This window comes from Arthrobacter sp. 05L417 (assembly GCF_056397865.1).
Genome location: NZ_JBFTOG010000031.1, coordinates 1 through 11,622, shown reverse-complemented (window position 1 = coordinate 11,622; position 11,622 = coordinate 1). Strand labels below are relative to the sequence as shown.

The window sequence follows — 11,622 nt, the reverse complement described above, 5'->3', positions numbered from 1 at the left end:
GCGATGGCCCGGAAGGACGACTCAAACCCAATACTGGGGAAAAGTCAGCTGCAGTCGGTACAGCGTCCGGCGACTACGAGATGCGATGGGTACATGATGTAGCAGCCTTCGCACAGCGTCTGGGTTTTCATGATTCGGTCACAACGGCAATGACCACATTCAGGACAATGCGGTTCTTTGCAGACGGAACACGGAAAGGCTCGCACAGTGATCGTCTTCCCGCAGCACCGGGTTTCTCGCAAAAGACGCTTGTCCACTTCGAAGGGAGCGTCGCTGTGAAATTGCTCCGCCATCCAAATGTCCGTAGCCGAAAGTACGGCATAAATACGGCGATCGTCGGCGACAGCATCCAGGTAGTAGGCCTGTTCCGTCCCCCACGGAGCCCGCCAAAACGACTTTCGAGCCATTGTGGCTCCTGGTTGAAGTGTGCGAAGCGGATGTCCCGGTGGCACATCCGTTCCGGGCCAGGGATACACCGCTGGCCAACTGTCATCGTTGCCAGTTCTGATGCTTGCATAGTGAACCTTTTTGGCGTCCAGATCAGTGATCAAGACTGCTCCGTGGCCCGGCAGCCGTGCAGCCAAGGCAATTGCGCAGGCCGGTTCACTTGCCGCGGAAGCTTCGTACAGTTCACGGATGAATGCCGCGCGCACGGGCTTACCATCAAGAACTGAATCAACGAGTGCGTCGGGCAGGAGAAGCGCTTGTGCGATGCGGTCACACAACAGCTCCAGCATCCGGTCAGGGTCATTCTGATCTGAGAGCCAGTCAATCGCATCCGAGTCGTGGTTTACGAGCCAGTGCCCGAGCTCGTGCGTGAGCGTGAAGTTCTCTCGACGACTCCAGGGCGATGGTGCGTAGAGGACGACGCGGTCCCTGAGAAACGAGACCCCGTCGCAGACCCCGCCGCTGTCACGCTGCAGCCCTAGGTGCGGTTCCGCCTGGACGGTTAGGCCGAAATGAGCCTGCAAAGCTTCCGCTGGATTGGATGCGACGGCCGTCCGAATTGACTCCTTGATGGATCCGACCATCCGCGCCACGAGGGCTTCGATCATGACGTTGCACCTTTGGGCTTTTCCTTCGCTTCCACCAGAGCTTCAAGGACCCCGAACCACTGATTGGCGGTGAGGTGATCGCCTCGGCGAACAGTCGCGAGCATTTTCGTTTTAAGGGAAGAACGCGCAGAGACCGGAGCCATGCCGGACAGTTGTCCCCAGCGGGCAACAAGAGCTTCAAATCTGCTGTCCTCGAGAACTTCGTTGATTGCCGGCTGCATTATGGTTTCCTCGTACGAGGAGGTTAGGGCTTCCGGAGAGGTTCCTAGTACGTCAGCTAAAGCATCGATGAGTGCAGGAGGAACGTCCGGGTGGGCGTGCCTTTGCCAATCAAAAACCTCGGATGGCGTTATCTCCCATCCTCGAGCGTTGAGCTTGTCGGCAATTGCGCTTGGTTTAAGATGAGTTCTTTTCCGTACCCTTTCCACCTTCTTGGGATCGAGAGCCAGGCTGGCGTCTGGAACCAGTCCGAGCATCGCTGCCACTGGATCGTCCTCAATAGGTGGTGCGGCGTCGGCAAGCCAAAGAAGTTCGGCCGCGTGGAAGAGCGCACCTATTTCTGCGGCGTCGGCTTCAGGAAGACCGGCGAGGTCTGGGGGGCTCTGGGCACGGCCTGCTAGATAGTCAAGGTAGCGTTCCACCGTCGAGTCGGCACGATCGTCGGTCACAGGTCCACTCCCTTCTCGGTTAGTCGGTCTCTCATGGTTTGGAGGGCCTCTTTTTGCAGTTGAGATACCCGAGGCCCAGATACCCCCAGTGCCTTGGCTGTTTCGGCCAGGCTGATGCCCTCCATTACTCGTCGTCGGAGGACGACCTGGTGCTGATCGGGGAGATCGCGCATCAAGGCTAAGGCTGTAGCCGCGCTACGGGAAAGGTCGACGGCTTCAGCGGCATCTTCGGCCGTGTTCTGGAGAGGGTCGGCCAGGTCAACGTCGGGCAGAGGTTGACCCGCCGCGTGTTTGACATGGCCTGTCTTAAAGTGGTCCAGCGCCCGTCGCTTGACGACGGTTACGAGAAAGGCTTCCCAGTTCTGGATGCGGCGGGGAGGGGACGTCATCACTGATTTCATGGCATCCATGACGATATCGTGAGGTTGGACCACACCGTTTTCGCCCTTCAGCATGTACTTGGCGGTTGCGTACATCGCGTCCTTGTGCCGGAGGTACAGGGCCGCCCAGTCTGGGGCTTCAGAAGTAGGTGCTTCCACGGTCTAAGTGTGCCCTGTCAGGAACCATCAATCCCTTTCACGCGGCGTGTCGCCACAACCTGTCCATCCAACGTTTTCGGTGACCGCTCCCGCAGGCACAGCGCCCAGAAGTGTCTTGTGGGCGGCAAGTCGTGAATCCCTGGGGGAGACCGACAAGGTCGATGTCGATCCGTCGCTCAAGCCTTGGCAGCCCGGCTGCTGCCTTTGCAACTTCCACAGCGCCCAGAGCTCCCGCAAGCCAGGAAACATGAGGTGCGGCGACCGCGACTGAGCCAGTCGCGCCCGTACCCGAGACTGTGGCCGGAGATTCCGCATATACGCGGGCAATTATGTCGTCTAGCCGTCGGCCGATCAACGAGGCAGAGTCTGATTCCTTGACCCTTCCGGCTGCGACAACCTGGCCGACGTCTTCGCCGGTCAGGAACGCCCCGGGTTGCTGGAGCTCGATAACGCGGGCTACCCCGCCCTGTAGTCCAAGATGTGCCGCGATGACGTCCGCTTGGGACAGGGCAGGCTCAAGGGACACGAAATCGCAGTATGGGCATGCCAGACCGTCGCCGAGGGTCTCGATCTGTGCGTGAAGGGCGAGCCCGGCAACGCCGATGGAGCAAGTGGTTCGGGCGAATACGTCAGCAACATCAAAGCGCGCCTTCGTGGTGTCGACACTCGACAACAGTATGCCGTCGAATCCGGGGGAGGCTTGGTCGGCACACCATCGTCCCAACTCACCGCAATAGGCTGTGGTGCTCCAGCCCGCCTCCCGAAGAAATTCAGAAACCCAATCTGATTTGTGTCCCGTCTCCACGCCGGTGAGGGCAGGATATCTGAAGGGATTACGCAAGGGATCAAGCGTGTCCAGATCCACGACTACGGCGGTGCCCCTAACCCCCGGACTGGTCGCCAAGATGGCAGCGGCCGAGGAGCCAACTGAGCCTGCAGCCGCCAAAAGGACATTAACGGGATCGAAAGTACGTTCCGGGAACTCCGGGGCCACCGTTAGGCGGTAATCGATGAGGTTGCAGACGAAGGTTTCCGGTAGACGCACATACGGCCGGCCGAGAGGCGCTAGTGCGATCTTTGCCAAGTCTGCGGCCACCAAGCAGGCTCCGACATGAACGCCTATGGCGTGGCTGTAGGTCGAGATCTCATCGTGATCCAGTTGCTGTGGGGAGGTTCCGGCACGGACAGTGAAAGCACCACCTCCGAGATACAAATCGGCAGGGCCATTGCCAGAACCAATGCCAACACGGAGAGTTCTCTCAGGTTGCCTTGACGACGTCGGCCGCACACTTTCGGAAGCCCTCAGTACTCCGGCCACCGTTTCTGCTCCCCAAGGGTTGGGTCCCAGGTCTGCGTCACCTAGGACCGTTACGTTGGGAAACAGGCGCATAATCATTGCAACAAGTGCTGCCACTGCGGAAGCAGTGGGCACAGTAAGATTCCGGGGAACAACGATTTCTACCGCGACGGCCTCTAGCGCGGCCAGTGCGGGCCTCGGGTCGCCGGAAGGGTCCAAGAGCCGAACACGTGGATCACTCATCGCTGCACCACCCATACGTCCCGTTCGACCCCCGGCGGTAATTCCAGCCACCTTCCGCTTGTGAGCCGATAAATCGCGCAAGTATCGAGACCCCGCTGCAGACCCAATCCAAAGAAAGGGACCACAATGGACAACGCGCCATTATGGGTGAGCGCTGGGTTACGATCATCAGTTTTGGAATGGAACGCCTCGCCTGGATGACTATGCACGCGAAGCAGATAGCGTTCACCCCCATCCAGAGAAGTCAGCAGTTCGTCCTTGCCCTTTTGAGTGACTTCGACCGAACATCCCCCCATCTGACGTGTCGCCAGCTGGTCCGGCACTACGAGCTTCGCGGAAATCCAGCCAGAGCCATTAGGAGTACAGGCGATCAAACCGGTCCCCTCGTAGCCGTAGGCTCCACGCTCGGTGAGGAAGCTGGAGACGTCGTTTAACACTTGATCAGTTAGTACTACCGTTCCGCCGTTCATCGGCCTGCCTTCCGTAGGAGGTGGTCAAGGACGGGGGAAATCCGGTGCGTAGCCCGAACGGTGTCCCAGCGATCCTTGTGGTGTGACGGGTGGATGTAGTACTCGTAAACGCCCTGTATGCAGACAAAGGGCTGCCCAGTTACCGGATGGATGCTGTGCAGCAGCCCGTTCGGCCACATAGGGGCCGGCAGCGGTGTTCCCTTCAGATCACAGATGTCCACGCGGACAGGTTCCGCGTCGTACTGTGCTGCATCGAGGCGCAGCAGCAGGGGCGTTCCGTCCGGCGCCGTCATCGGGCAAGTCACGTAGCGACCATCGTGGGCGACGCCTGGGGCACGTTGCCCCAGGCGCTGGCTGGCAAGCAAAACTTCGTCGTCGAGCATCTCGGAGAGGAAGCTGGGGTGCAACACTTAGCCGTCCACCTGCGGGTCGGTTGACTGCAAGGACAGTACCGAACCTTCCCTGACGCCGGACTCACCGAGCCTTGCAGTGTCGGTCAACGCCCGCGCAGTGCCATCGGTGATGTCCACGAGACGGTAGCCGCCCGGCTGGAGCTGCTGGCTCTTGATGAATTCCCGGACTGTCTCGTCCAGCAGAACGTGAACCTTCTGCTTCGGGTTGATCTTGAATTGTTCGGCAAATCCAGCGGGGGTGCGGACCGTAACTTCAAACGGGCCGTTCACGAACTTGTCGGCAATCTCGGCGGTGTTCTGTGACTGTGTCATGGGAGGATCCTCTTTTCTAAGTGTTTGTCTCCACCTAGTAGTCGAGGCGAAGCTGTTCGACTTAAGCGCAGAAGCCGCCGACCCAATTGTTCGGCGTGTTCCATCGCGCGGTTCGAGGTGGAGCTGGGATGGATGTTCCCTGGCGCGGCCGGCAAGACAATCGTGGAGCCTTAAGATATCGGTCGTTATCGAACCTTCATGAAGGTCTTTAGCCCACGAGGGAGGGCTCGCTACCCCCTATTCGGGACACTCGCGGCACAATCTGTCGCCCCCAGCACGGAGGAGACACAAAACGCCAGCTGAAGATCCTTCCCGCGCCTCAGTTAGCGAGTTTCTTCAAGATCAACTTGAGCGGTTTCGTCGGGTAAGGCCGTCTTTTGGGTTAGCCGATGATTTGATGAAAGCGGTAGAGGCTGGACCATTCCGAGTGTTGTTGGAGTTGGGTTAGTACGGTGGTCATGTTTTTGTCTGAGGTCATGACGATCTTCGCGGCTGCTGCGGAAGCGATATGGTTGTCGGGGACCACCCACACCGGGCCGATGCCATCATGCACGTAACGCTGGGACCGGTAGACGTACTCGTCCTCGCTCTGCGCCGACAGCTGGACCTCGAATGCGAGCCGCCTGCCGGAGGTGTGAATGGCCATGACATCAGCGATCCATGCCCGTTGCGGATGCGCGTGCTCAACTTCCGCACGCCAGCCAGGCACGGCGTTGATTCTGTCCTGCAGCGCCCGCTTCATTGCCAAGCGCTGATCCGACTCAGACTTGTGCTCGACGGAGCATTCGACGTCGGGATAGTGCTTGAAGAACTGTCGGCCACTGCGCGTGACCCGGCTCGCCCGCAGCCCGCACTCCAGTAGCACCAAGTCCATGTAGAGAGGGTGATTGACCAGCGCCCGCCACGGATCGTGGGCCATCTGTGTCGCGTCGACCCGATCACCGTTCAGGTACGCCACCAACTGCACCAAAGCATCCCCATCTCCGCCGCACGGCCCTGGCGGTCAATCTACCGCTCGCCCCCGCCGCCGCTATCAACAGACACCTGAAATACTTCGGTCAGACGCTGATCTGCGCTCTCAAGCAGGACCGGCTGACTCGATGCGGTGGCGGATGTCATCGACCACTAAACTAGGACTATTGGGAGGTCTGCTTGGTAACGGGGGCATCCATAAAAGGGTGTGCTTGCTTGCGTTTCGTAAGGTTCGTAAGATTGATGTATGACGACTACTACTTCAAATGAGGCCAGAACGCACTGGGCGGAGCTGATTGACGGTGTGCGTGTCGAGCCCGTGCACATCACCCGGCGGGGACGCCCTGTTGCGGTGATGGTGGACCCTGAATTTTATGAGCGGGCCGTGCAGGCTCTTGAAGATGCTGAGGATGTCGCGGCTGCGCGCGCTGCCAGGTCCGAGGACGAGCCGACCGTCACCCATGAGGAATTGTTGCGTGAGCTTGGAATCGAGGCGTGACGGCCCGTTTCGGTATCCGCTATACCTCGGCTGCAGCGAAGCAGATCCGCAAACTGGACAAAGCAGCCCAGGTACGGGTGCTGAAGGCTGTGGAAATCCTCAGTGATACCCCGCGGCCCCCTTTGGGCAAGCAGCTAGTGGGCGGCGAGGGGGAATGGCGCATCAGGACCGGGGATTACCGCATTATTTATGAGATACACGACCAGGAACTACTGGTCCTGGTGGTCAAGGTAGGCCACCGCAAGGAAATCTACCGGCATTGAAGGCCGGAGGCCCGGCCTTAAACAACTCGGCGGATCCGCTGCAGGCTGGGGCGGCTGGATTTGGCGCCGGCGGGTAACGCTTGGATATCGCCTATTCTCAACTCATGACTGATGCCCCGGGTTGATCCCAAATCAGCGCTTAGGCGCTCAAGAGATTTACGGCCCGGCAAGGGCAAAAAACGCGGGTCCGCTGACCCGCGTGCACAACAAAGGAAGGGCAACCTATGGGGAAGGGCAAGCGGCTGAAAAATGCCGCACCAACCAGGCTGACGACTGCGCGACAGCCCAAACCGTCAAAGCGAGCCAATGCGGAGAAGCTGAAAGAGCTCGGCGTGACATTCCGCAGCGTCAAACCAGAGGAATACCCGGCAGCACAACGGCTGATCCAAGCGCACATCATCGGAAATTCAGGCGCAAACATGGAGCGGCAAAACGTTGGGACGTTGGGCGCTTTTGATGACCAGCAAACCCTTATCGGCTGCTGCACATTCGAAATCCAGAACGCCCCAAATGGAGAGCTGAGAGCACACTTGGTAACCCTTGCAGTTGCGCAGGAGTGGCGGCGGCATGGGATCGGGGGATTCCTGGTGACCATGATCCCCGCTTATATCGAGATGGCCATTCCCGATCTCTACCAAGCGGCGGGCGCGCTCACCGTTTACGGCGGCTGCTCCAAGGCGTCGGCTTCCTTCTACCGCAACAACGGATACACCGTCTTTGACCCAGGGATGCCCATGCCAATGCCGGAAGGCGAAGTTCGCAGCAATAACGCCACGTACCCCTACCTGTTCAAATCGGCATTCCGCCCGCGCCTAGAGAGTTTCGCCAAATGAGGCTAGAGCTTTTTTCGCCGTAAGGGGCAGTGGTATGTCCTGACGGTAGGATGAGCGCAATATCAGCATGGGGAGGAAACAATGGACACCGCTTTTTGCCTAAAGGACTCTAAGGCGTGGGACGCGAAATTGCTCCAAAAAGAGGCAGAAAAACAGCCGGATCAATGGCTAATTGACCGACGCCAAACCTTTATATGTCGAGGGTGCGAGCAAAAAGCAAGATTCATAAACTTCAAAGAAAAAAGAAACCCCCATTTCGGGGTTGTGCGGGGCAGTGAGCACGACGACGATTGCGACTTCCGCGCGGACCCTACCGGCGGACTAGGGAGCAACGGAGCGGCCGGTCCCTTGCCGGGCCGGCCCCCGGCGACTGGAACCAAAGAAGTCCGCTACGACGCGCCCGGCCCGCTCAACCCGACCAACAAGGACGGAACTAACGGCGGCAACAATCAAGGCCCCCGCAACCAGGCCGCAGGCGACGTGCCCCTGCATGAAAAAACGGGGTTGCGCACTCTCCTCAAGAACCTCCGAAATGGCGACGACTACCCGCCTGAGAACCTTTTTCTGGACGTGAGCGCCAGAGGTGTGGTTGTCCCCGCAACTGACTACTTCCGAAAGCTCGCGAACGTCACCCAGGACACGGCGGCGGATGGCGTCACCCGCGCATACTGGGGGCACATCAGCAGCGCCCAGGAGGGATGGGAGGATAAAGGCAAGGAAACGCTCTGGATCAATTGTGATGGCTTCGGAAGCTTAATATCCATCAGACTTGAATATGCCGTGAAAGATGAATTATTCAACGCTCTCGGCATAACAAAGCCCCATGAGCTTAACCACTCACACGTAATTGTTGAAGGAATAACGAAGCAAGGCCCTAAGAAGCTCACCATCCCCGTCACGGACATTAACAAGATGGGTTTCCTTCCATCCCGTTAGCGACATAGCGTGAGCGCATGAGCGAGGACGTGCCCGCAACGCTACGCCCGCCCGTGGAGCTGGCCCTGGCTAAAGCCGTCCCCGCCGTACCGGCAGAGGACGCCTGGCCCGGCGGGTGCCTGTACGAACCCAAGTGGGACGGCTATATTCACTGGACTCCGTCAACCCCCGATGCGAAACTCGCGTCGCAGATCTAATGACGATGGCGAGCCTATGTTGATGGCATCTCCCGGTTCAGTGAGAAGATTCCCTCTGGGGCTTCACCCGCCGCTGGCAGTCGCGCTGGCGAAGTCCGTGAGGGGAATTCGGACAACCGTAGCGTTGCCCGGGCAAATGTGTTTGAACCCAAGTGAGACGGGATTTTCCGGCAGGATCGACAACGAGCCTCTGGTCGGGCTAGGACAAGGACCAGACCGATGCTTCGCGGATCCGGAGGCCCTGCCAACAAAAATGGTTCCCGATCGCCCTGAACTGGAACCTGCAGACATCGAAGTTCCAGCGAAACTGCCGAATCAATGACTCCCTGATCTCGCGCCCCGAGGGGCCAGCGGCGTCTGGGCTCCAGGACGGTCCCGCCGCTGGCCCCGTCTGACAGCCGGCAACAAAGCCGACTGGACCAACCCAAACCACGTTCCTTGGCACAAGTAAACACCCCTGCGCGTTCGCGCGCACGGGTGGTGGGCACTTCTCTTCGGCAGCAATTTCACCCGCCGCCGTTTCCAACATGTTCCAAGCGGTGATCAGCCGGAGCTGGCCGTCGCACTGTCGGGCCTCATCCATGGCCCAGTTCAGGGCATTACGGGCGTGTTCGGAACCACCACAATCACGAACGAACCGGTGCCGGTCATCTGCTATTCCGTTCGCTGACGCATGAAGAGCAATCCCGGCTTCACTGGACCCCGTCAAGTCCCGAGGCCATACCAATGGGTGGCCAAGCTGATCTCAAGTTCCGTGGGTCACGGACAGCTAGGTGTTAATCTCTTCTCGCATACGCCATAGGTTCCACGTCATGCGTGGGCCACAGCGTCTTCTGCAGGTCGCAGTCTGACCGGAGCGCGATACGGCGGCCCGAACGGTGCCGATCTGAGGAACGTACCCACCTTCCCTCATGACGGCCCGTATGGCATTATCCGGAATTCCGGATAATTTTCGATAGTCCGCGATGCACCGTGCGCCCGGTGCTATTCCCTGCAGGCTTTACCGGTGTTGTTTGAAGAGTCGCGCGAGCCCGGTTTCTGAATCCGAGAGAGCCAGGACGACGTCACCGGCACGCAGCGTTGTATCGCCGCGGACTTGGATGAGTTGGCCATCTCGTCGGACCATGCTGATCCACCCCGACTCGCCGAGGGCCATGTCCGCTACCGTAGAGCCATCCGCCGGAGATCCTGGCTCAACGACGTGCCGGTGCAATCCGTGCGGCTCGTCCGTGAACCGCAGGCCGATCCCCCAGGGTTCCGGGTCGATGCGGTGCATCGGCACGTGCAGGAGTGCGGCGAGGTAGGGCACGAGTGTGCCTTGAACAATAACCGAGGCCAGGACGACGACAAAAACAATGGAGTAGATGCGTGACGCATCGGCCGGTCCGGCGCTGAGGATGAACATGCCCAGCAGGATCGGGACGGCTCCTTTGAGGCCGGCGAGCAGGATGAATGCGCGTTCGCCCCGGCGCAACCGGATGGGAGTTATCAGCAATCCGACAAGGGCGGGGCGGATGATGACGATGAGCAGGCCGGCAAAGACCAGCCCGATCCCCAGCTCGCCGGAGCGGAAGACATCTCGTAGCGAGACGCCGAGACCGAGAACTGTGAACGCAACGATTTCGGCCAGGCTGGCGATGCCAGCGCTGAAACGTTCGATGTCGCGTTTGTGAGGAGCGCGCTGGTCACCGATGATGATTCCTGCCAGAAACACTGCCAAAAACCCTGAACCGTGGAGCAAGGTCGTTGCGGCATAGATGAAGGCAACAGCCGCCATCGTTCCCACCGAGTGCAGGGCTTCGTTCGGCAGGGCAACCTTGCGCATCAGCGCCAAAAGGCCATGTCCGAGGCCGCTCCTGCCGCCGCCGGCGAACCGGGCCTAACACGTCTGACACCCCAAGGAGAGCGGACTAGTTGCCGCGGGGGTTTCGGCACTGATGGCCGGTGCCGTGCTGCCAGGATCTCCACCGCCATTCCTTCTGATCCCAGTCTCAAACGGCGGTCAGCGAATAGCGCTGGATTTCTGGCATCGACAATCAAGATATCCGCGCCTGGACCGCGGAGCACAGCCGGTAGCCACTTGGTAACCCTGCCCGGAGTGGCGGGCGCCGGGGAAGCAATTCCCGTATCGTTACGCGATTCGCAGGCCTAGACTATCCAGGACAACAGTGACGGGGACTAAGGTCGGGCCAGCGGAAGGGCGTACCGGTGACAGAGCCCAGCGCAGGCGGTCAGGCAGAGGCCCTCATCCGAGGGCTGGAGAACCTCCTCGTCAGGTTCAACCAAGGATCCGCGGAACCTGGAGCGGTGCTGGGGTTCCTTCGGCACCGGGCGCCAGTGCCCGGGAGCCTTCCCGTTTTCTGGCCCGATCCTGGGAGTCAGGCCTACGCCTTGCAGCTGTGCGCGGTCCTGTACGAACGGGCCGGGGCAAGGGAAGAAGCGGTGGATTTCTACCGGCACGCCCTGGAACTGTACGAAACCCAGGAGCTGCCCGAGAAGCAGGCTCTGGTGCACAGCGCCCTCGGTGTCCTGCACCGGGGCGCCGGGCGTTGGGAGGAGTCCGCCGCGTCTTTGGCCCGGGCGCTGGACCTCTACGAGTCGCTGGGCCTGCCGGCGAAGCAGGCTCTGGTGCACAGCGCCCTCGGGGTCCTGCACCGGGCTGCCGGCCGTTGGGAGGAGTCCGCCGGATCCTACGCCCGGGCGCTGGACCTCTACGAGGTCCTGGACCTCCCGGAGAAGCAGGCTCTGGTGCACAGCGCCCTCGGGGCCCTGCATCAGGATGCCGGCCGTTGGGAGGAGTCCGCCGGATCCTACGCCCGGGCGCTGGACCTCTACGAGGTCCTGGACCTCCCGGAGAAGCAGGCTCTGGTGCACAGCAACCTCGGGGCCCTGCATCAGGATGCCGGCCGTTGGGAGGAGTCCGCC

15 protein-coding genes are annotated in these 11,622 nt (G+C 60.3%); 6 read left to right on the top strand and 9 right to left on the bottom strand.

The window, feature by feature from the left end; translation table 11 throughout:
• Positions 1-44: 44 nt before the first annotated feature.
• The 8 genes from AC1DJW_RS19130 to AC1DJW_RS19095 form a co-directional block, all read right to left on the bottom strand.
• Positions 45-1,055, bottom strand: a complete 1,011-nt coding sequence (locus AC1DJW_RS19130) for an ImmA/IrrE family metallo-endopeptidase (RefSeq protein ID WP_476902196.1) — start codon at positions 1,053-1,055, stop codon at positions 45-47.
• The gene (locus AC1DJW_RS19125; RefSeq protein ID WP_476902195.1) at positions 1,052-1,723 is read right to left on the bottom strand and encodes a hypothetical protein; all 672 of its coding nucleotides are present in this window, start codon (positions 1,721-1,723) and stop codon (positions 1,052-1,054) included. Before AC1DJW_RS19125 ends, AC1DJW_RS19130 begins: the two co-directional genes overlap by 4 nt.
• Complete coding sequence (locus tag AC1DJW_RS19120) at positions 1,720-2,262, bottom strand: sigma-70 family RNA polymerase sigma factor (RefSeq protein WP_476902194.1); 543 nt, start codon at positions 2,260-2,262, stop codon at positions 1,720-1,722. The genes AC1DJW_RS19125 and AC1DJW_RS19120 overlap by 4 nt, the downstream gene beginning before the upstream one ends.
• A gap of 37 nt (positions 2,263-2,299) precedes the next feature.
• On the bottom strand, positions 2,300-3,358 hold the full coding sequence (locus tag AC1DJW_RS19115; protein WP_476902193.1) for a hypothetical protein: 1,059 nt from the start codon (positions 3,356-3,358) through the stop codon (positions 2,300-2,302).
• Positions 3,359-3,798: 440 nt separating this feature from the next.
• On the bottom strand, positions 3,799-4,272 hold the full coding sequence (locus AC1DJW_RS19110) for a Mov34/MPN/PAD-1 family protein (RefSeq protein WP_476902192.1): 474 nt from the start codon (positions 4,270-4,272) through the stop codon (positions 3,799-3,801).
• Positions 4,269-4,682, bottom strand: coding sequence for a hypothetical protein (locus AC1DJW_RS19105; protein WP_476902191.1), 414 nt, complete (start codon positions 4,680-4,682; stop codon positions 4,269-4,271). Before AC1DJW_RS19105 ends, AC1DJW_RS19110 begins: the two co-directional genes overlap by 4 nt.
• Entirely contained in the window at positions 4,683-4,997 is a 315-nt protein-coding gene (locus tag AC1DJW_RS19100) for a hypothetical protein (protein ID WP_476902190.1), read from the bottom strand.
• Positions 4,998-5,379: 382 nt separating this feature from the next.
• A complete protein-coding gene (locus tag AC1DJW_RS19095) occupies positions 5,380-5,955 on the bottom strand; it encodes a competence protein CoiA family protein (protein ID WP_476902189.1) in 576 nt (191 codons plus the stop codon).
• A gap of 261 nt (positions 5,956-6,216) precedes the next feature.
• Between AC1DJW_RS19095 and AC1DJW_RS19090 the strand changes: the two genes are divergently transcribed.
• The 5 genes from AC1DJW_RS19090 to AC1DJW_RS19070 all read left to right on the top strand — a co-directional run bounded on the left by AC1DJW_RS19090 (position 6,217) and on the right by AC1DJW_RS19070 (position 8,697).
• On the top strand, positions 6,217-6,468 hold the full coding sequence (locus AC1DJW_RS19090) for a type II toxin-antitoxin system Phd/YefM family antitoxin (RefSeq protein WP_268024993.1): 252 nt from the start codon (positions 6,217-6,219) through the stop codon (positions 6,466-6,468).
• Positions 6,465-6,731, top strand: a complete 267-nt coding sequence (locus tag AC1DJW_RS19085; RefSeq protein ID WP_476902188.1) for a type II toxin-antitoxin system RelE family toxin — start codon at positions 6,465-6,467, stop codon at positions 6,729-6,731. Before AC1DJW_RS19090 ends, AC1DJW_RS19085 begins: the two co-directional genes overlap by 4 nt.
• A gap of 224 nt (positions 6,732-6,955) precedes the next feature.
• Positions 6,956-7,564 (top strand): GNAT family N-acetyltransferase, encoded by a 609-nt coding sequence (locus tag AC1DJW_RS19080; protein WP_476902187.1) that lies wholly within the window; start codon positions 6,956-6,958, stop codon positions 7,562-7,564.
• An 81-nt stretch (positions 7,565-7,645) separates the two neighbouring features.
• Complete coding sequence (locus AC1DJW_RS19075; RefSeq protein ID WP_476902186.1) at positions 7,646-8,500, top strand: hypothetical protein; 855 nt, start codon at positions 7,646-7,648, stop codon at positions 8,498-8,500.
• Positions 8,501-8,517: 17 nt separating this feature from the next.
• The gene (locus AC1DJW_RS19070) at positions 8,518-8,697 is read left to right on the top strand and encodes a hypothetical protein (RefSeq protein ID WP_476902185.1); all 180 of its coding nucleotides are present in this window, start codon (positions 8,518-8,520) and stop codon (positions 8,695-8,697) included.
• A 1,000-nt stretch (positions 8,698-9,697) separates the two neighbouring features.
• Here AC1DJW_RS19070 and AC1DJW_RS19065 read toward each other — a convergent pair.
• Positions 9,698-10,531, bottom strand: a complete 834-nt coding sequence (locus AC1DJW_RS19065; protein ID WP_476902184.1) for a cation:proton antiporter domain-containing protein — start codon at positions 10,529-10,531, stop codon at positions 9,698-9,700.
• A 374-nt stretch (positions 10,532-10,905) separates the two neighbouring features.
• Between AC1DJW_RS19065 and AC1DJW_RS19060 the strand changes: the two genes are divergently transcribed.
• Positions 10,906-11,622 (top strand): tetratricopeptide repeat protein (locus AC1DJW_RS19060; RefSeq protein WP_476902183.1); only part of this gene is annotated, 717 nt, incomplete at its 3' end.